Genomic DNA, 22,449 nt, shown 5'->3' on the forward strand with positions numbered 1-22,449 from the left:
ATAATGGGGCGTATCGGAAGTTTTTACCGATTTCTTACTCTTTTTAATTTTCCCCTCTTTTATCAATCGTCCTTTTTCAGCCTTGATTCGTTCAAGCAATACAGATGCAGGCTCATCGTTTGGGTCTTGCGGAACGAGTTTGCCACGAATAGCGAGGTCGAGTATCTTTTGACGTAATTTCTTTGTATCCATACCGATTAGTCTTTATCTAAGAAAAGGTTGCAAAACTCATTTAGTTGTTGTTGCATACGCTCCTGTGGAATGAGGATACGTTTGTATTCTGCTATCATTGTTGGACTCATGCTTCTGCTCATTGCGTATTCCACCACTACCTTGTCGGCTTCCGGGCAAAGGATAATGCCGATAGAAGGGTTTTCGTTAGAACGCTTTACATCTCTGTCGAGTGCTTCCAAATAAAATTCCAACTGACCGAGGTCGTGCGGATGGAATTTTGTCTTTTTCAATTCTACAGCTACCAATGCTTGTAAGCCACGATGGAAGAACAGCAAATCAGCCTTAAATGTAGATGCACCTATATTGAGACGATACTCTTGGTCCATAAAGATAAAGTCCTTTCCAAGCTCAAGAATAAACTGCTTCATGTGTTCTACCAAGCCTTTTCTAAGTTTGGATTCGCTATGTTTCTTAGGCAAGTTCAAGAAATCAACGAACAATGTGTCCTTAAACATTATAGGGGCATTGGGGTAAGCACCAAGTAAGCCTTTCGACATATTGTCTTTACTGCTCAATAAAGCTGTATATGTTTGATTCGATATACAACGCTGAAGTTCTCGCTTCACTAAATGTTCTTTATTGGCATAGAGTATATAGAACATCCGCTCTTCATTACTTTGGCATCGGCAAAGAATCTCTATATGATTGGTCAATGTGGTCAACTCCAATATTTTGGGCATCTGTCCAAATGTTGAATGGATAATTTGGGCAGATGTTGGCTGCACAATTACAGCCACCTCTTGTGTAGGTTGGCTTGCTTTTATTTGTGCAGTTCTTGGCTGCACAAATTCAGCGTTCAAATACTTCTCTACAGTGGAACTGAATGTTTCCGATGAATATTCATCATAGAACATCACCATATTGTAAATGCTTCTCCGACTATAGCCCTTGATGTCTGGACGCTGGGAACGGATATATTCGGATAACTGCGTTACAACCTTGCTTCCCCATTCCTCGCTTTTCAATTTGGCTGATACATATCCACCAACATACCACGCTGTAAACAATAGTTCGTTATTTACGGCTCTTGAAGCACGACCTTTATGTTGGAGAATGATGTCTATAACTTCTCCAAATTGCTGTTCCATTGATATGATTATCTTATTGTTTTCCATGCACTCAATCTTCATTTATGTTTGCGAGCAATTTTTCAAGTTCAGCTACAGCCACACTTATCGTTTGGCTTTTATTTTTAATGTCTACCATCAATTCTGCCAATGAACGGTCGTCCACCTCACCGCCTTGTTTTATCCATGTGATGTCGAGGCTTGTTTTGTCTCTGGCAATGATCTCATCTACCGAGTATTTGCGCCAACGCCCTTGCGGATTATTTTCTGCATCGTAGGTTTCTACCCGATTATTGTAGCAGGAGACAAAATCATCTAAATGATGGCGTTCCAGTTTATTGGTGGCAAGCGTGTGCTTTACATCGGTACGATAATCATAAAACCATATTTCTTTGGTAGGTTGCCCTTTGCTGAAAAACAGCACATTGGCTTTTACACCTTGGGCATAGAAGATGCCTGTGGGTAAACGTAATATAGTATGCAGATTGAAATCTTGCAATAAGCGTTTACGGATTGTTTCACCAGCTCCGGCTTCAAAGAGAACATTGTCAGGAAGCACCACGGCAGCACGTCCTCCGGTTTTGAGCATAAGCATCATGTGCTGGAGGAAGTTCAACTGGTTGTTCTTGGTTTCTACATAGAAATCCGGACGGTTGATGTCCACAGAACCAGCAGGGCGAGTTCCAAAAGGTGGATTGGCGAGTATCACATCAACAAGGGTTGATGGCTCTTTTTCCAAAGAGTCCTCACACACAATCGGACTACGGTCTGTGCCTATACCATGTAAATAGAGATTCATGGAAGCAAGTGTTACTACTAAAGGCGTATTATCCACACCATGCAAAGCTTTGTCACGCAAAAAATCACGCTTTTCTTTACTTGCAGACTGCCCTTTCATATAATCATAAGCAGTAAGCAGGAATCCACCTGTACCGCAAGCGGGGTCACAAACGGTTTCGCCCATTTGCGGATTGATGCAATCCACCATCGCTTGGATTAGCGGACGTGGCGTAAAATATTGTCCGGCACCACTTTTCTTGTCTTGTCCGTTCTTTTCAAGAATACTCTCGTAGATAGCACCTTTCACATCACCATCCATGATGAGCCATTGCTCTTCATTTATCATAGTGATAACCTTTTTCAGATAAACAGGCTTGTCTATCTTGTTTTGTGCTTTGGTGTAAATAGTGCCTATTAAATTGTCCTGCTCGCTAAGCAGTTTAAGTGTTTCTTCGTATTGCCTGACTAGTTCTAATCCATCAAGAAAAATCAAATCGTTCCATTGATACCCAGTTGGAATTGCCGATTCCTCTCCGAACATTTCTACATTCTCGGTATCCATCTTCAAAAACAAAAGATAGGTCAGTTGGGTGATATAATCGGTAAATCCAACACCTTGTCCGGCAAGAGTTGTTGCCAGATTCCAGACTTTTTTGGTGAGCGATTGCTCTGTTGCGTTATTTGTTACCATAATTTATGCTGCTTTTCTTAATACTACAAATGTATAAAGCGACCGAAGTGCTTCATCTGCTTTCTGCATATTACCAAACGCCCGAATCATTTGGGCTGCATGGGTTGCATCATCTTCACGAATATCTCTGACGGTACAAGCTCCGTTAGAAGCTATGTAATCCACTATACGACTGATTACTTCACGCTGCTTGTCGGTTATTTCACGTTGATTTTGCCCTAGCCATAGATTGAAATATTGCTTGGATGTAGTGACTACACTGTCCAACCTCTCAATTTGGCGGAAAGCAAAGCGTACCAGTTGTATGATGTTTGTCAAAGCATCACTTTCTTCTTTTGTTGTAGAACGCTTTACTTTGCCCGGAGAAAGAATGGCATACGAATTCCAAATTTGTTTTGGAGCAAAATGATTGTTTGCCATTTTGAGTTTATGTTCCAAATCTTTCAACATTGAATAAGTTATCGGTTCGCCTTCATTGTTATAGATGATACGAAGAGCCTCTATCTCATCGTAGTATTCTTTACAAAACTCCTCAAATGCCTCTGTCGTGTTTTTAGCATCCTCAATGGAGAACCCTTTTGATATAAGCGTATCTTCTCCTGGCATTAGCGTATTGACAAATCCAGCTGCAAGAATGAGTAAAAACCTCCGTGCATCGGCATGATTAGCAAGTGGGGAAACCAATCCTTTGCGCTCCAAATTAGGTTCTTCGGTGTTAACAAACGGTGGAAGAGTACTTTTTTCAAGCGCATCGTATATTCTGGCAGAAAGTTCTTTCATATCATCATGAGACAAACGAGTAAATTCTTTTCGCTGCGAGTCATCCGCTTTATTGTAGATTCGGGCAAGCGTAGCTGCAAGCTGTTTGAGATATTCGTCAGGAATATAACCATGACTGATACGCTCTAAAAGTTCCTTTAGAGTGATAGTCTTTGTTGTTGGATCGTCATCTATGGGTTTCACCGTTTTCATACTTTCCGTTACACCTACTGCATCAACCAAATAGAAACAATCTTTACTGAAGGCATTCGGAGTGACATTACGCAATTGCTCATCGCCAATAGTACGCACTCCACGCCCTTTCATCTGAATATACAAAGGCAATGATTCCACATCACGCATGAACATTACCACTTCCAACGGTTTCACATCTGTTCCGGTAGCAACCAGCGTACAAGTCACGGCAATGCGGAAATCTTTGTCATTGCGGAATTGGCGTATCAGTTCATTGCTATCACCTGCCGAATAAGTAATTTTCTGTACGAAGCGATCGTCAGTTCTCCCAAATACCTCTTTAGCAATCTGCACTATATTGGTAGCATGGGCTTCATTGAGAGCAAATATCAATGTTTTGGGCAAATAATCAATATTCGGCTCACGTTGTGGATCGTTGAACAATTCGGTGTAAACAGCATCTCGATAAGTTGAAAGAATTAACTTTATCTGTGCCGGATTGATGACACTCCGATTAAGTTCTTTGTTTGTGTAGGTTTTGGTTTCTTTGCTACTCACCATCTTAACCTCACCGGTGTATCGCGTTTCTTCTTTGAATTTCTCACCCTCTAATATAGCACCACCTGTTTCTGTAACCTGTGTTTTTATTCTGTACACCCGACAATCCACATTCACGCCGTCGACGATACTCTTTTCCAATGTATAGTTAACAATAATATTGTAGTTGAAGAATTTCTTTGTTTCTTCAATCGGGGTTGCAGTCAAACCGACCAATCTTGCCGTATCGAAATATTCCAGTACTTTACGCCAATTTCCATAAATAGAACGGTGACATTCATCTATGATAATCATATCAAAGTAGTCGTGTGGTAAGTTCGGATTGGGTGGCAAGGTTACTTCTTCTATCGGTTCGTTCTCGTCATCATCCTCATTATCCCCAATATCTTCTCCTGTCAAAAAGGAGAACAGACGTTGTATTGTCGAAATAACTACGTTACTATCAGAAGGAATGTAAGAAGAGCGAAGGCGATTGACCGTAAAAATAGTATTGAAAGCATCTCCGTTTTCGGTCAATCGAAAAGTACCGAACTCCCCTTCAGCTTGCTTACCCAGATTATTTCGGTCAACAAGGAATAACACTCTGCGCATTGAAGTATAAGAAAGCATTCGGTAGGCAGTGAGACAAGCTGTATATGTTTTACCTGCTCCGGTGGCAAGAACCATCAATGCTCGATTTTGCCCACTACGGAAACTCTTTTCAAGTTCTGTTACCGCCTCGTATTGACAATCACGAAGCCCTTTCTTTTTCAATGTCGGTAGTCCTGCAAATGTATCTTCAATTCCTAACTTCTTAACCAACTCATGTGGCGTAGGGATAGACATTATCTGCTTGAAATATGAATCTTGTTCACGGAAATCGCAAAAATATAAATCTTTACCATTTGAAGTAAAAATGAAAGGCAATGGCTTTTGATAAGTTTGATAGATATTAGGAATATTTCGGGCATATAAGGTAGCCTGTTCACATACTTTATTGGAGAAAGCGTCTATATCTTCCCTTTTTGCTTCAAGTACCCCAACTGCCTTTCCGTTAACAAACAGAAAATAATCAGCTTCAAGATTACCTTTTAGTAGCCCCTCTCTTATAGCAACTGCTGTACAAGTTGGTTCGTAGTCTTCTCTATCAACCACTTTCCAACCTGCATCGGCAAACCATTGGTCAATCTTTATTCTCGCTTTTTCTTCAGGTGTCATATATTCCTATATTTTTGTATTATCAGAAGTTAATAGCATTATTCGTCATTCGTGTTTATGGGACTATTTATTGTTGAGACAACATGAATGTCTTGTATTCACGGACTATCAATTTTTTTATATCGAATTCAAGTAAGTCTGAAATCTTTAAAAGGCAAGCCAAGTTAGGTTGCGAAGTATTGGTGCGCCATTTTGAAACAGTTGATGGATTTACATTCAGTTACTCTGATAACCACTTACTTGTTCGTTTCTTTTCGCATAAGACGATCTTCAGTCTGTTTATATCTTTCATATCATCCTTTTATAATGAGCGAAGATAGTAATTTTATTTCATTTATTTTTCATAGCTGAGGTATTTCGATAAGATATTCTTGCCGATTTCAATCTTATGCTTTCCTGTGGTTGTACGCAGATTCTTTCTAACGGTGTCAAATGTGGAGTTGGTATACTATTCGGCAAATGTAGCCATTACAAATGAGGTGGTCATATCTCTACCTATATTATATTTGGAAAGCAATATTCTAAGCAAAGTTTTTCAAAGAGATTTGAGTGGGGAAGGTGCGCTTCTTGATATGAATTTCGGTCACAGAAAGCACTTGGCGGTTAGTTACAAAATAGTGAACAGATTCGCAAATTTGGTCAATCTCTGTTTCGTCCAGGTCAAAACATTTAAATGTATCTCGTGTGTATCTCAGGATGGCATTTAACTTTGCATCTTCTTCCTTTTCTCTTTGGTGTTGGTATTGTTGTTGCTCATGCTGGTATTCAGTATGAATTATCTTTGAGGAAGTCAAATAAGTATCAGTAAATAACGATGATTAAGAATATAAATAGGTTGTAACTCAGTAAGTTACGCCCTATTTGTATTCTCTACAAAGAAAGCCCCAAGTCTGCTAAAAGGACAGCTGTTTCCGGTTCATTCTTTTCTGCGTCTTTGGGTTTCCATGCCATTACAAATCGCACGGATGCGGATTTTACTTTATAACCTCTTTCTTCCCACTCAGACAATATGCCCTGCATTTTTGATGATAGCTTTGCCACAGGTCTATCGGTCAATGAGCTGTACAAAAAGAAATTACTGTAAGTCAATGAATCTCCCCCTCTCAATGCCAAGACCTCTTGTTTTCGTTCTTTGAAGAAGTCCAAATAAACATCTTTATGAGAGAGCTGTAATACGATTTCTTCAGGCATATCATATTGTTGTTGGTCGATAAAATATCGGTCTGTACTTAAATGATTGAAGTAATCGCCATTCGTATGTATAAACAGCCGGTTTTTCGCGCGGGTTATTCCTACATAATATCGACGCATCAGATGGGAGTCCTTTATATAACCGTCGGATACGAGCATATACACGTCGTCAAACTCTCTGCCTTTGGCTTTATGAATGGTCGATACCACGACATCGGCTCCTGATATGTCGCAAAAGTCTTCCACTGACGACTCAAATACAAATTCTTTGAAGTCACTGAAATATTTTGTCTTGTTGGTTTGTTCAAACTGCTCCACACACTGCTTTACATACATCAAACTTTGACTTCTGTCATAAGCGGAGAAGGTTGCACATTTGGCTTCCTCCCACAGTTCTTCTGTAATTAGTGGTGTGTTGATCCGTTTGTTTATATACCTCAGGAAAAATCTCATTTCGGCCATGTTCCAAAAGCGGAGGCCGTCCATTGATTGTATAAGTTTGCTGCTCACACCTTGCTTTCGTAAGAGCCCCATCAGGATAACAGCCTCTTCGTTTGTTTGGGTGAGTATACACGATGTGCCTTTGTCTTTGTGTCGGAGTAAGTTTTCGACAAGCGGCTGGTACATATACTTTGATTGATGGCGTGTCACTTCCACCCGGCCTTCCTCTTCTCTCATGGAGATGATGGGCGTACTTTTTATCCGTTTATCAATGTTTTTCAGAAATTCGTTGGCAAAATTCACCGGGTGGTGCGCACTGCGGTAATTCTCGGTCATTTCGACAAATGTACTTCCGTTTTCTTGTGCCAGCCGATACATATAACTTGAATCGGAGCCGCGGAATTCATAGATGTTTTGGTCATCGTCTCCCACCGCTATCACACGCATTTCCTCGTTGTTAGCCATCAGAGCCTTTACAAGTGCGTGTTCTTCGGTTCCCATATCCTGAGCCTCGTCTATGACCAGCACTGTCTTGCCGATTTTATTTGGTTCTACTTCTCCTTGGTATATCATATCGGCAGCTTTTGCAACGACATTTTTGGATTCTTCAAGATTTCCTATCCGTCCCAGAAGGTCGAAACAATAGGAATGGAATGTTTTTATTTCGACAAAATGGGCGGCGTTGCCTATCAACTCCATGAGCCTTTGTTTGAATTCCGTTGCGGCTGCTCTTGAAAACGTCAGCATCAGAAGCTGTTCGTGTTTTACATCTTCAAGTAGCAGAAGCGAGGCCAGTTTGTGGACCAATACCCGTGTTTTTCCACTACCGGGACCGGCTGCCACCACAATGCAACGTGAGTCCTTATCGGAAATAATTTCCATCTGCCGTTTGGATAATCGCCCAAACAATTGATTGTATTTCTGTGGCGTTAAGTTGCGCTGTATCTCGCTTACTCTGTCTCCTTTGAAGTATTTTGTGACAAACTTCTTGTAGTCCATTTGGAAATAGTCTTGAACATATTGCAAGGCCGCATGGTAATTTCTCACCATCAGATTGGCATATTCGCCTACAATATGTACTTGCTGAATTTTCAACTTGTAGAATTCGTTGAGCATCCGGTAGTCGTCTTGCTTATATCGCGATTTGTTGTCCTTTATTCTTTGGATATTCATGGCATTATAAAGTACCAAGAAACCACCTTCAAGTTTTAACGCGCCAATTTTGGACAAGTACAGAAGCGCTTCTTCCACGTCTTCCAGCTGAATGTCGTCAAGTCCTCCGAATAGGGATTGAGAACTTGATTTTATCCGGTCTAAAAGTTCTACTACGGAGAACTGAATAGCTTTGCCCGGTACATTTTCCTTTTCTGCATCTGAAGCTGATTTGTATAGCCATTCCACGGTAAAACGGCTTATTTCCAATCGTTTCTCAAAGCGCCTGATGGTAGATTCCAGGTCTGCCTGGCGCCTTATTTCCATATTATGGGCCGCATCCTCTTTCTTACGTATATATCCCTTGACGGTAAGGAAATAGAGCAGCGTCCGGATGTCTTTTTCTTTGGATGTATTGATTCCGTCGTTCACGGCATTTTCATTCAGTTGCTTGCATGAGATTCGTAAAGACTCATCGGGAATATGTTTGAGGATGTATTGTTCGAGTTTTGCAAAGCGTTCGAGAAGCATTTGCGACTTTCGTTCCGAATCACCTGCATCCTGCAAATAGGCGGATATATCTTTGCTGTCTGCCAATATGCCTTCCTGCCGCATGCGTTCCACTACAGATATAACCTCTCTTTTACTTAGTCCCAATATATCTGCCAGATAGTCGATTCGTGATTCCGCTTCCGCATCCTGTGCCTTGGCGATGTACTTTTGAGATATCAACGACTTGATGATGCGGACTGCTTTTTCTATTTCGTCACTGCCAAAAAGTAGTGAGGCTGATATGCGTTGTCTTGCTTCGTCCATATCCTTCACTGTGATTCCCGTGGCATATACATGAGGTACATTGTTTCCTCTTACCAGATATCCGCTTTGTTCCAAAGCCGCTAATGCTGTTCGTACGCGGGTTTCGATGTCGGATACCGAATCATCCCATCCCGCTTGCCGGGCGATTTCCAATGCGGAACAGTTGACTTTCATGCGTTGTCTGGTAAGGTTTTTGACGACTTTCCATACCTGTTGTATTTCACTGATGCTTAGTTTTGTTTGGTTTAACAATATAAAATGCTTGTCCAAATCATTGTCGCTATAAAGCACATAACAACGTGCGCTGAGGCCTGGGTCACGCCCTGCTCTACCTGCTTCCTGAACATAATTCTCCAGTGAATCGGAAATGTCATAATGTACCACAAGACCGACATCTTTTTTATCGACTCCCATGCCGAATGCGGATGTAGCCACAATGATGTGTACCTGATCGTTCATGAAAGCGTCTTGGTTGGCTATTTTTTCATCAGCTTCCATTTTGCCATTGAAAGGGAGTGCCTTATAACCGTCGCGAGTCAATTTGGCCGCCAGCTCTTTGGTTCGTTTGGTGCGTGATACATAAACAATTGTCGGGCAATCGGATTCAGCTACGAGTTCTCTTAACTTTAAATATTTATCATTGTCGCTTTCTAAATGTATGACGGAATAATGTAGATTTGTTCTTGAAGCCGTTGATGCGAATAACTCCAAGTCCAAATTCAAGGTTTGTTTGAAATAGTCGCAGATGTCTTGTATTACTTTCTGCTTTGCTGTGGCCGTAAAGCAGGATACGGGTATCGGACTCTTGCATTGTTTCTTTTGCTGGTATTGCCGGATGAATTTGCCGATGTAAAGGTAGTCAACTCTGAAATCCTGCCCCCATGAAGAGAAACAATGCGCTTCGTCTATCACAAACCTTACGACGTGCCGGGCTATCAATATTTTCTCAATCGTTTTTGAGCGAAGCATTTCGGGGGATATATACAGCAGTGAGGCTTCTCCGTCTTGCACTCTTTGTATGGACAGTGACCTTGTGATGGGGTCTAACATTCCATTTATGGTTACGGCGTCCGTGATACCTCTGTCGGCAAGATTGTCTACCTGGTCTTTCATTAAAGATTGCAGAGGAGAGATAACAACCGTGAGCCCGTGCATGGCGTGTCCTGCCATGAGTGCCGGTAATTGGAAGGTAAGTGATTTGCCGCCACCGGTAGGAAATATCGCCAGTAACGATTTACCCTTCACCGCTGCCTGGGCTGCTTGTTCTTGCAGCGGCTCGCCTTCGTATGTTCGGAAACGTTCATATCCGAAAAAGACTTTTAGATTATGGAGCACATCCAATTGCGTATGGCAGTAGTCGCAACCTTCCCGGCAATTGGTGTGGCGTAGGAGTTTTACAATAAATTCCACTTCCGGATAATTGTAAAGTACCCATCCGGGGGTGATGGAACGGTAATCCGTAGTGTCAATCAGAGCCAATGCGTATGCCAATCCGCATGGGTATTGTTTGATGAGCATGTCAAGGTCGGCATGTTGGCAAATCTTTCCTGTATAAAGTTCTTTGATGAGTTCGGATATTCCTTCATGGGTATACTCCGCACTTACCATGCTGAGAAATCCGGTAAATTCTTTCTTGTCTTTCAGTAGCGATGCGAATAATATACGCTTTTCCTTTGGCAATGAATTCCAGCGTGCTATTTCATCCAGTAATAAATCTTTTGCTTTCTTACAATCATTCACCGGATTGTTCATCTGTTCGCTAATCAACTTGTCATCTTTCACAAGCTTATGGTAAGGGTGTTCCGGGAATAACAAAGGCGAAATATAAAGTGTATCGACTAAAATCCAGCGGCATGTCTTATCCGTGAACAGATATTTGGCGTCATGGTGAATGATATTGTGGCCACAGATATAGTCTATGTCGTTTAAGAAAATAAATAGCTTCTCTTTTGACGTTTTGTGGAATGTCGTGGCATCATGTTTGAGTGCTCCTATATCATGGATTTTATGATCTTTCAAGCCTACTTCAACATCTACTATGGCATAATTTTGGATACTACATGGTACAGAGGTAGTTTTATTGCCGATGATATTATTCCTATCCTCGGTTTTCTTGCTTCCTATGAGCTTGCTCCATATTGACATATGTTCAATATAATAAATAGTTCTATAACTTGAATTGGTTATGTATCTGCATCGAACTTTTTTTCATTTATCTTTTCTTCAATACACTGTTCACCACCCTGATGGAAGACACGAGCTTGTTAGTGGAAGTGAATACATCTACATTCCACACATGAGATGAGCGTCCTTTATGTACGATGGTTGCCACAGCCCGCACGGTATCTCCTTCATGTGCGGAAGATATATGGTTTCCGCTGACTTGCATACCTACGACTATCTCATCGGGTTGGCAAGTTATCATGGAGCCGAGCCCGGCGACGGTTTCGGCAAGTGCGAGGGTTGCGCCGCCGTGCAGAATACCAAAAGGCTGGCGGGTACGGTGGTCTACGGGCATGGTTGCTTCTATGCGATCTTCCGAGGCGTAAGTGTATTGGATACCTAAATTGCCCATTAATGCATGATGTGCCCGTGCGTTTAACAGGTCAAGAGGAATTTCAGCGGCATGAACTTCGGCTAAAATCATTTTTTCGACGGCTTGGGCAACGCCGTCTTCTTCATTGGAAGCCGTTACGTAGTCGGCGCAAACTTTTACGGAATCTTGTGAATGCCCCATGGCTATGCCTAAACCGGCAATCTGGAGCATATTGACATCGCATACGCCGTCTCCGATGGCGATTACTTCTTCACGAGTTATGTCCAGATGCGACAATAAAGCGCCTAAGGTATTGGCTTTATCGATTCCGCAAGGTACGACTTCCAAAAAATAAGGTTCCGAACGAAAGACATCCAAAGTTCCGTCCAGACGTTTTTTCCAATGTTCTTCCAGTCCGGCCAGTGCTTCTTCATCATCGCTGACCAACATGCATTTGCATGGTGCGAAGTCTACAGCCGTGGAGAATTCTTCCTCCTTAATAACTGTCAGATTATTCAATTCGGCTTCGGCGCGGATATGTTCATTGTCGGGACTGTCTGTCAGGATAGTGTCATCATGATAAGTGAATATGGCGAAGCCATTCTTGCGCGCCTTCTTTTCCAGATAAGGCAGCATTTCCGGGTTGATTCGCCTCTCGAACAGGATTTCTCCGTTTTGAGCATTGATAATCTGACAACCGTTATAGGAAACAATAAAGCCCCCATAATGCCCCAGCTCAAGAGTTTTGGCCAGTGGCATGAGGCCATAAGTCGGTCTGCCGGAAGCCAATGCGATACGTACTCCCATTTGCTGCGCTTTGAGTAAAGATGCAAGAGTGCGTTTGCTGATTTCTTTTGCGTCGTTGAGAAGCGTTCCGTCCACGTCAAGAACTAATAATTTATATTTCATGGCGACTCGATTTTGGTTATGCTAACAAAGTTAATAAAATGACGGTTAAAATGAACGGATTTAATTTATTTTGACGAAACTTATTGTAACAGTTTCTGCAGGCGGAATTCCTTAGGAGAGATACCGGTATTCTTCTTAAAAAAACGACTCAGATAAGACTGATCGGCAAAGTGCAACTGTTCCGCGATTTCGGTAACGGATAGTTGCGGCTCATTTAAAAGAACTTTGGCTTCTGCTATCAGCTGCTCGTCTATCAGTTGCTTGGGAGTTTTTCCATTCATGTATTGAGTAGTGATTTCGTATAGATAGCGAGAAGTAATGCACAGTTGCTCTGTATAAAACGGAACCTGATGTTCGCAGGTGCTGTGCTCACGTATCAGTTGCATGAATTGGTGGCAAAGCATCTGTTTTCTGCTGTATTGCTTGTTGGCGGCCAGCTTCTCCGGAATAGTGTTGAACAGCCACATTAATAAGCTTTGCAGGAAATTGAATTCTTGTTGCTTTCTGAACTGGAGCGTATTGTCTTTGAAAAGCATTTGCGCTATATCCATCCATAATACTATTTCCCGCCATGTTTTCTGGCTTCTCTCATCTGCCGTGTGATGATAGTGCGGGTGTTCATGGGTATAGTTGAAATAGGGTGTGTCAATTGGCAATATGGCTTTTAAGAAAATATCTTTGGGGAATAGGAGCATGCGTACGTTAAAATCTGCTGAGGCTTGTATTACCTGGATAAGGCTTCCTGTAAGAAAAATCAGTTCGGTCTGTTCATTAAAGGTATATTGTTGTACTCCTGTGGAGATGATACTTTGCCCCTGTGTACAGATTAAGTATATACCGCATTTAAAACGGTATGGACGCTGTTTCAGATACGATAAATCGGTTTCCTCATATCTGATGCTGGAAGTATCGGGTGATAACGGTTCGTACATGTGAATATAGTTCTTTTTTACGCAACAAATGTAGCTATATTCTATGATAATATCGTATATTGTTCCTAAAATGAAACGTTTTGTACAAGATAAGCCATAGCTTATCTTGTAAATATGGGGTAATTTTGCCGCCGATTTATAAAAGAGGAATAGGTAATGACAGGTAAACAAAATTCAAAAGGTTTTATATTGGTATTTCTGGGACTGTTGAGCGCTTTTGGCCCGTTTGTCATGGATATGTACCTGCCTACTTTACCGGCAATGTCGGATTTCTTCCAAACCACATCTTCAAGAGTGCAGTTGGGGCTTACTACAAGTATGGTAGGCTTAGCGATAGGCCAGCTGATTTTTGGTCCGTTAAGTGATAAGTATGGCCGTCGTTCTCCTTTATTGATAGCTATGGCCTTGTTCCTGATTTCTACCGTCGGCTGTATTTTTTCTCAAAATATATCACAATTCGTCGCGTTACGTTTTGTACAGGGAATTGCCGGAGCCGGAGGAGTTGTGATATCCCGGTCTATTGCCGCCGATAAATATTCTGCTCACGAACTTGCGGGGATGCTTGCCACTATCGGCGCTATTAATGGGATCGCTACGGTGGTTGCTCCGATAGGTGGCGGGGTACTGGCTGATTTTGGCGGCTGGCATGGTATCTTTTGGTTCTTATTTATAGTAGGCGTTCTTTTGATTATCGGAAGTATGCGTTTTAGAGAGTCTTTGCCGGGTGGACAGAGGCAGAATATAAGGTGGGGAGATATGTATCGCCGTTTTGGTATTGTCTTGCATAACCGTCAGTACGTACGTTACATATTGCAGTATGGCTTTACGATGGGAGTTTTGTTTACAAATATAGCTTCCGCTCCTTTCATCATGCAGCAATATTATGGTCTTTCACCGATGTTGTTCAGTTTCTGTTTCGGGGTTAATGCCGTTGCCATGGTGATATCTTCCGCTTTGGCTGTTCGTTTCTCTACAATGGAACGGGCTTTACATGTAGGTAATCATGGCATGTTATTTATTTCTATATTACTTTCTGTGGCATTTTTCCTGGATTGTAATTTTTGGATTTACGAGATACTGATTTTCTGCCTGCTTGCGATGGTAGGGATGACTTTTACGGCTTCCAACACTTTGGCGATGGATTGTGAACGTAAAAACGCCGGAGTGGCTTCCGCTCTTTTGGGTGCGATAGGATTTGCTTTTGGCGGGATTGTATCGCCTTTGGTAGGTATGGGAGATATCAGAATGTCTACCGGCTTTTTATTCTTTATGGGGTCGTTATGTTCTTGCGTATGTGCTTGTTTTTCTTTCCACCGGTTGCCTTTCCGCAAGAAGGCTCTGAATTTCGCTCCTTATAGAATAATAAATGTTTTTTTGCAGAAACTGTTATAAGGGGCTGAGTAATATTTATATTATATTCTTATCTTTGCCCGCGTTTTGTTCCGGTTCCCTATTCGGGAAACGGATGAAAAGGGAATCGGGTGTAAATCCCGAACAGTCCCGCTGCTGTGAGTTTCGCGTTGAATGTATCATTCTTTAGCCACTGTTTTAATTAAAATGGGAAGGCGATACATTAGAAATAAGTCAGAAGACCTGCAAAACAAAGTCAAAAAATTGTCCGTTCGAGGAAAGCGGACAGTGTACGTCGTTTAAAGATAATCTTTACTCTTTTATGATGTGGAGAATGAAGGTGCGGTTTGCCTGTATCGGTTTCTTTTGTATGGGCGGTGCTCTGCTTTCGGCACAAGAGGTGGCGAAAAAGGATACGATTACAGGAAAAGTGCACCAAATTGAAAAGGTGACTGTTACAGCACGGCGAATGCCTAATAAAGTAACTTCGGCTGTACCTATACAAACATTGTCGCAACAAGATATAAGCCGTCTCGGCATACAGAATATGGCAGATGCCGTACGTCGTTTTGCAGGTGCCAATGTAAAAGATTATGGTGGTATCGGCGGGTTGAAGACTGTTTCTGTGCGCAATATAGGGGCGGCGCATACGGCTGTCAGTTATGATGGGGTTGTTGTGAGTAATTCTCAGGCAGGGCAAATTGATATAGGGCGTTTTTCGCTTGATAATGTCTCAACCCTTTCTTTAGCAATAGGACAAACAGAAAATATGTTGCAATCAGCCCGTTTATATGCATCGGCAGGTGTATTGAGCATTGAGACTGAGAAACCGCATTTTGATGAAGGGCGCAGTGCTGCTTTCCAAGCTAGGATAAGTAGTGGATCGTTTGGGTATGTTACCCCCACGTTGCGTTGGTGGCAAAAAATAGGTAACCGTACACGTTTGGCTTTGAATGCTAATTATATGCGTGCCGATGGAAATTATCCTTTTACTTTGGTCAATGGAAAGTATGTGACAGAAGAAAAGCGTAATAATTCAGATATTTATTCTTGGCAAGGAGAAGCAACGCTATATCATACTTTTAAAGATGGTGGTGAGGTGGACGTAAAAGGATATTATTTCAATTCCCGTCGTGGGCTTCCGGGGGCGGTAACTCTTTATAACCCGATTTCCGACGAAACGCTTTGGGATGAGAATGCCTTTGTACAGGCGCGTTATAAAAAACACTTCTCTTCGAAATGGAGTTTGCAGGCACAGGCAAAGTATAACTATGGCTGGAATAGGTATGAGGATGAAGGGAAGGAATATGCGGACGGATATTATCAGGCTGTACATAGGCAGGATGAATATTATTTATCTGCAACGGCTCTATACCGTCCATTTAAGACTTTATCCTTGTCTTTGGCACAAGATGGGGTTGTAAATACATTACGTAGTAATCTGAAAGACTGCCCGTTTCCTACCCGGTATGCATCATTGACAGCTTTCAATATCCGTTACCAATACGGAAGAATCACCGCTTCCGGTTCATTGGTACATACTTTTATCACTGAAAAAGTGGAGGTTGGGAATGCTCCTGAGAATTTCCGTCGTTTGGCTCCTTCGGCTTCCGTGAGTATACAGCCTTGGATGGAAAAAACTTTTTTTCTGCGTTTTATGTACAAAAGCACTTTTCGTACACCTACTTTTAACGACTTGTATTATTATAGATTGGGCAATCGAAGTTTACGTCCGGAGAAGGCGAATGAATATAATGTAGGGATTACGTGGAGCAGTTCATCTCTGTCTTTTTTAGACTATATTTCTGTGACATTTGATGCCTATTACAATGATGTGACTGATAAAATTGTAGCTTTTCCCACTACTTATGCGTGGCGTATGGCAAACTATGGGACTGTCCGTGCTACAGGAGTAGACGCTACTTTGGCGATATCAGCGCCGTTAGCTAAAAATATAGATTTGATTATATCCGGCGGATATACTTTGCAGAAAGCAATTGACCTTACAGATTCGGATGCCAAAAATTATAAGGAACAGTTGCCTTATACTCCGAAGCATAGCGGCAATGTATCTGCGAGGTTTGAAATGCCTTGGTTTAGCATAGGTTACTCCGTCGTAGGTGTAAGTAAACGTTATTGCTTGTCACAAAATATTCCTGAAAATGAGATAGCTGGTTATATGGAACATACGGCCAGTATCTCTAAAGAGTGTGCTTTTAAGAAGTGTAAATTACAGCTTCAAGCAGAAATCATCAATCTGACTGATGAACAGTATGATGTGATAAAATATTATCCTATGCCGGGGCGTTCGTGGAGAGTGACAGGGACGTTTAAATTTTAAAATTAATTTAATTAATAAAGTGTTATGAAAGTAAGAAGTTTATTATTGAGTGTACTGTGTATGTTGGCACTGAGTGTTTCATTTTCATCTTGCAGTGATGATGATGGGCAAAGTTGGGACGATAGCGGTTCAAAGATTGAATTACCTTATGTCCGTGCTTATTTCTTGAATGAAGGAACTATGGGACAGAATAATGCCGGTATAGCATTTTATGCTCCGAATAAAGACAATGATGTTATCGGTGATATTTATAAAGCACAGAACAAGGCTTCATTGGGAGATACCGGTCAGGATATGATAGAGTATGAAGATTACATCTATGTTTCTGTTTATGGTTCTAATTATTTGGCCAAACTGAATGCAGCATGTGTGGAGCAGGCTCGTGTTTCTTTTGTAGGTGATGCAGATTTGTCTGCCGGTATTCGTTATATTGCAGCTCATGACGGCTATATTTATGCGTCTTTCTATGGCGGTGTGGTTGCCAAAATCAATGCCAATACATTGAAAGTAGAAAAGAAGCTAACAGGATATGGTGATAATTTGGAAGGGGTTGCCATCTGTAATGATATGCTTTATGTAGCCAATGCTTATAAGATTGAAGGTGGAAACTATATTTATCATACGGAAGTTTTAGTTTTTGACTTGAATGCATTCTCTTTTAAAGAGACTTTGACGGTAGCCTCAAACCCTAATAATTTGACGGAAGATAATGACAAGGTATTTCTTATTTCTTGGGATTATAGCGCTGAAAGCCGGGTATTGCAGATGATAGATTCAAAAAATAATAATAAGGTGACTAATTTGGGATATGCCACTCACGTGGCCGTTGAAAACGATAAATTGTATTGTGTGGACTCTAGAGTGGATTACAGCAATTGGCCGGAAACTGCGGCAGTCAATACGTTTTATACTTATGATGTAAAGCTTGGCACTAAAAGCTCCGGTTCTTTCTTGAAAAATGCTCCAGAAGAGCTTTCTACAGCAGTTATCTACATGATAGCGGTCAACGATAGTAATGGTGATATTTATATCGGTACTACAGGACATAGTAATGTAAACGGTGATATTTACCGTTTCAGAAATGACGGTACATATATGGAAAAATTTGATTGTGGTGGTCAAAACCCAAATTCTGCTGTATTCTTTAATTAACAGAGACAATGAGGAGACTTGTATTATCAGTCTTGTTTTTAGTAGCTTTGCTTTTCTCTTCTTGCGGAGGGAGAAGTAAAGCTTCTTTGGCTTTAACGGCCGGTGACACCATCCCTCTGCGCTATGCCGACAATCTCACATTGGTGACTTATTCCGACTGCACCGTCGCTACTTTGCGCAACCCTTGGGACACCCTGAAAACATTGCATACGTACATACTGGTTCCGTCATCCCAATCATTGCCGGCTCATTTACCCGAAGGTACGATTGTCCGTACCCCTCTCCGCAAATCGGTAATTTATTCTTCGGTTCATTGCAGCCTTATGGAGAGTTTGGGAGTTACGGGCAGTATCGGTGGCGTTTGTGACTTGAAGTATATCAAACTCCCGTCTATACAGGACGGATGCAGTAAGGGAGCTATTATTGACTGTGGCGACGGAATGAACCCTGATATGGAAAAGATTATTGAGTTACATCCCGATGCCATCCTGCTCTCTCCATTTGAGAATAGTGGCGGTTACGGACGCATTGAAAAACTGAATATTCCCATTATCGAATGTGCCGATTATATGGAAACTTCCGCTTTAGGCCGTGCCGAATGGATGCGTTTCTATGGATTGCTTTTTGGAGTTGCTTCCGAGGCTGACAGCCTTTTTGCCGAAGTGGATAGCTGTTATGGCCGGCTTAAAAAGCGTGCTGCACTTTCGTCAGTGTCATTATCAATTGTTAGCGAACTGAAAAGCGGTTCTGCATGGTACGTTCCGGGTGGTCGCAGTACAATCGGACGCTTGTTTAATGACGCCTGCGGACGTTATGTCTTCTCGGAAGATAAACATAGCGGTTCCATTCCTTTGGCTTTTGAAACAGTTTTTGATAAAGCCGGAGATGCCGATGTCTGGACCATCAAATACAATCGCGACCGGGATATGACTTATGCTGATTTGAAAGCCGATTATATGGGTTATACAGGTTTCAAGGCATTCAAGACGAGGAATATTTACGGATGTAATACGGCGAAAGTACCTTTCTATGAAGAAACGCCTTTCCGTCCGGATTATTTATTGGCGGATTTGATACAGATTCTACACCCTGGAATAGGAGATTTAGGCGGTTTGCGTTATTTTTGCAAATTGAATGAGTAAAGGATGGAAATATGGTGTCGGATTAGGAATAGTAATAGTATTACTGTTTGTGGCTAATCTGTTGATAGGGTCGGTTACGATTCCTGTATCCGATGTATTCCGTATCCTGATGGGAAACGAAGGGGAAAAAGCAAGCTGGAGTTTTATCGTATGGGAGTCCCGCTTACCTCAAGCTTTGACGGCATTGCTTTGCGGAAGCGCATTGGCTGTTTGCGGGTTGATGTTGCAGACAGCCTTTAAAAATCCGTTGGCAGGCCCGTCTATTTTGGGCATTAATTCCGGAGCGAGTTTGGGAGTGGCATTTGTGATGTTATTCTTTGGCGGGAGCATATCGGCCGGAACGTTCAGCCTGTCCGGTTTCTTTTCCGTATTGGCAGGGGCGTTTGTAGGAGCCATGTTGATAATGGGACTTATCCTTTTCTTTTCTACGCTGTTAAAAAGCAATGTCATGTTGCTGATAACGGGTATTATGATAGGCTATATCGCTTCTTCCGCTATCGCTTTGTTGAATTTCTTTGCTACGGCGGAGGGGGTACAATCTTATATGATATGGGGATTGGGTAACTTCGGTGGCGTCTCTTTGCAACAAATGCCCGCTTTCGCATTGGTAACGGTAACCGGATTATTCGGTTCCTTACTACTGATAAAACCTCTGAACGCATTATTGCTGGGAGAGCGCTATGCTGAGAATCTGGGCGTAAATATAGGGCATGTACGTAACTGGCTTTTGGTTATAACCGGCTTGCTGACCGCCATAACCACTGCATTTTGCGGACCGGTTGCATTTATCGGTCTTGCCGTGCCTCATATAGCCCGTATGATATTGCGGACTGCCAATCATAATTCTTTATTGCCCGTTACTATTTTGAGTGGCGGGGCGGTGGCTTTACTTTGCAATTTGATTTGTGTTCTGCCCAGTGAGGCGGGGATTATCCCTTTGAATGCGGTTACGCCGATTATCGGGGCGCCGGTAATCATCTATGTTATCATTAGTCAGAGAAACCCGCAGCATTTCAATTGATTTTCTTCAACTATATAGGACTTTTTCTTTTAGAACGCTCATAAATAGCGGCTCCCCATTACATTTATGTTATTTCAATCGTTTGCATGGATAACTTGCAGATTTCAAAGGATTAGATGCTTTCGTATTATTTTTTATAGTACTTTTGCACCCGGTATTAGTTTTAATTTAAACAAAGGTTGCGATTATGAAATTACCTGAAGATCCGATGATGCTGTATAGCTTCATCAACATGAAATTGCGTGATTTTTATCCTTCACTGGATGCACTCTGTGAGGATATGAACGTAGAAAGAGATGAAATTATCCGGACGCTGAAAACGGTGGGATTTGAGTATAATCCTGCACGAAACAGATTCTGGTAATTCCGAACTTATAAACAGATGGATTAGGGCTGCGTCTTTATCAAGATGCAGCCCTGATTTTTTTGTTAATAAACAACAAATGTACCGCTCCTCATTTAACTTCGGCCTTTTTTTCCTTTCTAACCTGTAAAACCCGGATGAACTGATGATAAACGAAAACAAGATTCGGCAAATATATAAATCCAACCGCGAGCAAGGATTCCAACTGTTGGTGGAATGCTTTCAAGAACCGATATATTATTATATACGGCGTTTGGTGGTGTTGCATGAAGATGCGGAGGATGTATTGCAGGAAGTCTTTATTCAGGTATACAGGCATTGGGAGCAATTTCGTCAAGAGAGTTCATTGAGCACATGGATTTACAGGATTGCGACGAATGAAAGTCTTCGCTTGTTGAACAGCCGTAAGAAACGGGAAACGGTTTCGACCGAGGATGTTCAGGAAAACCTGATTTCTCAATTAAAGGCTTCCGATTATGTGGATTATGAAAATGAGTTGGCTGTCAAATTTCAGGAAGCAATATTGAGATTGCCGGAAAAGCAGCGATTAATATTCAACCTTCGCTACTATGATGAGCTTGATTATGAAGAAATAGCTCATATCCTCGATAGTAAGGCAGACACACTTAAAGTGAATTATCATTATGCGAAGGAGAAGATTAAAGAGTACATACTAAATAATTAGGACTATGAAAAAAGAGTTTGATTTTGATGATATAGGAAAAAAAACACCCTATCGCGTTCCCGAAGGCTTCTTTGAGGAGATGCAGCGTAATGTGCGGAAACGTACTTATGGCAGCAGGTCTCCGGGACATCGTTTATGGATAACCGTTTCTACGGGTGTCGCCATAGCTGCGATATCAGTTGGCTTTCTGTTTATACCGTCCCATTTTTGGAAAGGCGAAAGAGGAACTTCCGATTTGCAGATATTGGATACCAAAAATTGTACGGCGGTAGTTCCTGCAGATAAATGGATTCGTGAAATGTCGGACGAGGAGCTGGAAGAGCTCGTCAGCTTCTCCGAAAGCGATATATTTTTAAATTAATAGTATTGTCTTAAAAAAGAAAGAATTATGAAAGCAAAATTTATTTACGTATTTTTGACATGCCTTATGATAGGCGGTCAACTCAGTCTCTCTGCTCAAACCCCGGTGAACAAGGATAAGAAGAAACGCCATACACCGGAACAGGTCATGGAGCATCAGACTAATCAAATGGTAAAAATGTTGATGTTGGATGATGCCACTACCGCCAAGTTCATTCCGGTTTATCAGAATTATTTAAAAGAGTTACGCGAATGCAGAATGATGAACCGTGCAAAACAAAGAGCGGAAGGGACGGGTGTGAAGCCGGAACCCAAACCGTTACTGACAGATGCCGAGGTGGAACAGCAGATAAAAGGACGTTTTGCCCAAAGCCGTAGGATTCTGGATGTACGTGAGAAGTATTATAATGAATTTAGAAAGATACTTTCTCCCAAACAGATTATGAAGATTTATCAAACGGAACAGAATAATGCCGATAAGCTGAAAAAAGAATTTGACCGCAGAAAAAAACAAACTGTTGCGCAAGGAAAGCAGAAACGTCCGGTACGTCCTGTTCAGAAGTCTTAGAGCCTGTT

At 41.7% G+C, this 22,449-nt stretch carries 15 protein-coding genes, 3 pseudogenes and 1 riboswitch; of the genes and pseudogenes, 9 read left to right on the plus strand and 9 right to left on the minus strand.

The window, feature by feature from the left end; translation table 11 throughout:
• From BHV73_RS04855 to BHV73_RS04895, 9 genes and pseudogenes are all read right to left on the minus strand, one after another.
• Nucleotides 1–192 (minus strand): annotated as a pseudogene (locus BHV73_RS04855) (restriction endonuclease subunit S); the annotation flags it as partial.
• A gap of 5 nt (nt 193–197) precedes the next feature.
• Entirely contained in the window at nt 198–1,349 is a 1,152-nt protein-coding gene (locus tag BHV73_RS04860) for a PDDEXK nuclease domain-containing protein (RefSeq protein WP_118047358.1), read from the minus strand.
• A gap of 4 nt (nt 1,350–1,353) precedes the next feature.
• Entirely contained in the window at nt 1,354–2,772 is a 1,419-nt protein-coding gene (locus BHV73_RS04865) for a type I restriction-modification system subunit M (protein ID WP_286737066.1), read from the minus strand.
• 3 nt (nt 2,773–2,775) lie between these two features.
• Nucleotides 2,776–5,481: a type I restriction endonuclease subunit R gene (locus BHV73_RS04870; protein WP_286737068.1), complete on the minus strand. Its 2,706-nt coding sequence runs from the start codon at nt 5,479–5,481 to the stop codon at nt 2,776–2,778.
• A gap of 67 nt (nt 5,482–5,548) precedes the next feature.
• A pseudogene (locus BHV73_RS04875) lies at nt 5,549–5,773 on the minus strand (helix-turn-helix domain-containing protein).
• 42 nt (nt 5,774–5,815) lie between these two features.
• Nucleotides 5,816–6,263: pseudogene (locus BHV73_RS04880) on the minus strand (hypothetical protein); the annotation flags it as partial.
• A gap of 88 nt (nt 6,264–6,351) precedes the next feature.
• Nucleotides 6,352–11,226 carry a RecQ family ATP-dependent DNA helicase gene (locus BHV73_RS04885; RefSeq protein WP_286737069.1) on the minus strand — a complete coding sequence of 1,625 codons (4,875 nt, stop codon included), beginning with the start codon at nt 11,224–11,226 and terminating at the stop codon, nt 6,352–6,354.
• Between the two features lie 67 nt (nt 11,227–11,293).
• Nucleotides 11,294–12,526 (minus strand): Cof-type HAD-IIB family hydrolase, encoded by a 1,233-nt coding sequence (locus tag BHV73_RS04890; protein WP_087412533.1) that lies wholly within the window; start codon nt 12,524–12,526, stop codon nt 11,294–11,296.
• Between the two features lie 80 nt (nt 12,527–12,606).
• Complete coding sequence (locus BHV73_RS04895) at nt 12,607–13,458, minus strand: helix-turn-helix domain-containing protein (RefSeq protein WP_022217924.1); 852 nt, start codon at nt 13,456–13,458, stop codon at nt 12,607–12,609.
• Nucleotides 13,459–13,614: 156 nt separating this feature from the next.
• Here BHV73_RS04895 and BHV73_RS04900 point away from each other — a divergent pair, with 156 nt between their 5' ends.
• The 9 genes from BHV73_RS04900 (at nt 13,615) to BHV73_RS04940 (ending at nt 22,441) form a co-directional block, all read left to right on the plus strand.
• Nucleotides 13,615–14,850, plus strand: coding sequence for a multidrug effflux MFS transporter (locus tag BHV73_RS04900; protein ID WP_087412532.1), 1,236 nt, complete (start codon nt 13,615–13,617; stop codon nt 14,848–14,850).
• Nucleotides 14,851–14,878: 28 nt separating this feature from the next.
• A riboswitch (cobalamin riboswitch) is annotated at nt 14,879–15,073 on the plus strand.
• Between the two features lie 57 nt (nt 15,074–15,130).
• Nucleotides 15,131–17,149 carry a TonB-dependent receptor gene (locus BHV73_RS04905; RefSeq protein WP_286737073.1) on the plus strand — a complete coding sequence of 673 codons (2,019 nt, stop codon included), beginning with the start codon at nt 15,131–15,133 and terminating at the stop codon, nt 17,147–17,149.
• Nucleotides 17,150–17,173: 24 nt separating this feature from the next.
• Nucleotides 17,174–18,301, plus strand: a complete 1,128-nt coding sequence (locus BHV73_RS04910; protein ID WP_087412530.1) for a YncE family protein — start codon at nt 17,174–17,176, stop codon at nt 18,299–18,301.
• Nucleotides 18,302–18,309: 8 nt separating this feature from the next.
• Complete coding sequence (locus BHV73_RS04915) at nt 18,310–19,443, plus strand: ABC transporter substrate-binding protein (protein WP_286737075.1); 1,134 nt, start codon at nt 18,310–18,312, stop codon at nt 19,441–19,443.
• Nucleotides 19,436–20,464 (plus strand): iron chelate uptake ABC transporter family permease subunit, encoded by a 1,029-nt coding sequence (locus tag BHV73_RS04920; protein ID WP_286737076.1) that lies wholly within the window; start codon nt 19,436–19,438, stop codon nt 20,462–20,464. Before BHV73_RS04915 ends, BHV73_RS04920 begins: the two co-directional genes overlap by 8 nt.
• Nucleotides 20,465–20,651: 187 nt before the next feature.
• Entirely contained in the window at nt 20,652–20,828 is a 177-nt protein-coding gene (locus tag BHV73_RS04925) for a DUF4250 domain-containing protein (protein WP_009121519.1), read from the plus strand.
• Between the two features lie 145 nt (nt 20,829–20,973).
• Nucleotides 20,974–21,513: an RNA polymerase sigma factor gene (locus BHV73_RS04930; protein WP_009121520.1), complete on the plus strand. Its 540-nt coding sequence runs from the start codon at nt 20,974–20,976 to the stop codon at nt 21,511–21,513.
• Nucleotides 21,514–21,517: 4 nt separating this feature from the next.
• On the plus strand, nt 21,518–21,874 hold the full coding sequence (locus BHV73_RS04935; protein ID WP_286737078.1) for a hypothetical protein: 357 nt from the start codon (nt 21,518–21,520) through the stop codon (nt 21,872–21,874).
• Between the two features lie 27 nt (nt 21,875–21,901).
• The gene (locus BHV73_RS04940; RefSeq protein ID WP_286737079.1) at nt 21,902–22,441 is read left to right on the plus strand and encodes a DUF4890 domain-containing protein; all 540 of its coding nucleotides are present in this window, start codon (nt 21,902–21,904) and stop codon (nt 22,439–22,441) included.
• Nucleotides 22,442–22,449 lie beyond the last annotated feature (8 nt).

The sequence above is a fragment of the Bacteroides sp. 44_46 genome, from assembly GCF_001915465.1.
Classification (GTDB): Bacteria; Bacteroidota; Bacteroidia; order Bacteroidales; family Bacteroidaceae; genus Bacteroides; species Bacteroides clarus.

Excerpts from the sequence above, each read along its gene's own strand:
- BHV73_RS04905 (WP_286737073.1), top strand. The coding sequence starts at position 15,131 with ATGATGTGGAGAATGAAGGTGCGGTTTGCCTGTATCGGTTTCTTTTGT.
- BHV73_RS04920 (WP_286737076.1), top strand. The coding sequence starts at position 19,436 with ATGAGTAAAGGATGGAAATATGGTGTCGGATTAGGAATAGTAATAGTA.
- BHV73_RS04885 (WP_286737069.1), bottom strand. The coding sequence starts at position 11,226 with ATGTCAATATGGAGCAAGCTCATAGGAAGCAAGAAAACCGAGGATAGG.
- BHV73_RS04930 (WP_009121520.1), top strand. The coding sequence starts at position 20,974 with ATGATAAACGAAAACAAGATTCGGCAAATATATAAATCCAACCGCGAG.
- BHV73_RS04860 (WP_118047358.1), bottom strand. The coding sequence starts at position 1,349 with ATGGAAAACAATAAGATAATCATATCAATGGAACAGCAATTTGGAGAA.
- BHV73_RS04940 (WP_286737079.1), top strand. The coding sequence starts at position 21,902 with ATGAAAGCAAAATTTATTTACGTATTTTTGACATGCCTTATGATAGGC.
- BHV73_RS04870 (WP_286737068.1), bottom strand. The coding sequence starts at position 5,481 with ATGACACCTGAAGAAAAAGCGAGAATAAAGATTGACCAATGGTTTGCC.
- BHV73_RS04935 (WP_286737078.1), top strand. The coding sequence starts at position 21,518 with ATGAAAAAAGAGTTTGATTTTGATGATATAGGAAAAAAAACACCCTAT.
- BHV73_RS04910 (WP_087412530.1), top strand. The coding sequence starts at position 17,174 with ATGAAAGTAAGAAGTTTATTATTGAGTGTACTGTGTATGTTGGCACTG.
- BHV73_RS04915 (WP_286737075.1), top strand. The coding sequence starts at position 18,310 with ATGAGGAGACTTGTATTATCAGTCTTGTTTTTAGTAGCTTTGCTTTTC.
- BHV73_RS04890 (WP_087412533.1), bottom strand. The coding sequence starts at position 12,526 with ATGAAATATAAATTATTAGTTCTTGACGTGGACGGAACGCTTCTCAAC.
- BHV73_RS04865 (WP_286737066.1), bottom strand. The coding sequence starts at position 2,772 with ATGGTAACAAATAACGCAACAGAGCAATCGCTCACCAAAAAAGTCTGG.
- BHV73_RS04895 (WP_022217924.1), bottom strand. The coding sequence starts at position 13,458 with ATGTACGAACCGTTATCACCCGATACTTCCAGCATCAGATATGAGGAA.
- BHV73_RS04900 (WP_087412532.1), top strand. The coding sequence starts at position 13,615 with ATGACAGGTAAACAAAATTCAAAAGGTTTTATATTGGTATTTCTGGGA.
- BHV73_RS04925 (WP_009121519.1), top strand. The coding sequence starts at position 20,652 with ATGAAATTACCTGAAGATCCGATGATGCTGTATAGCTTCATCAACATG.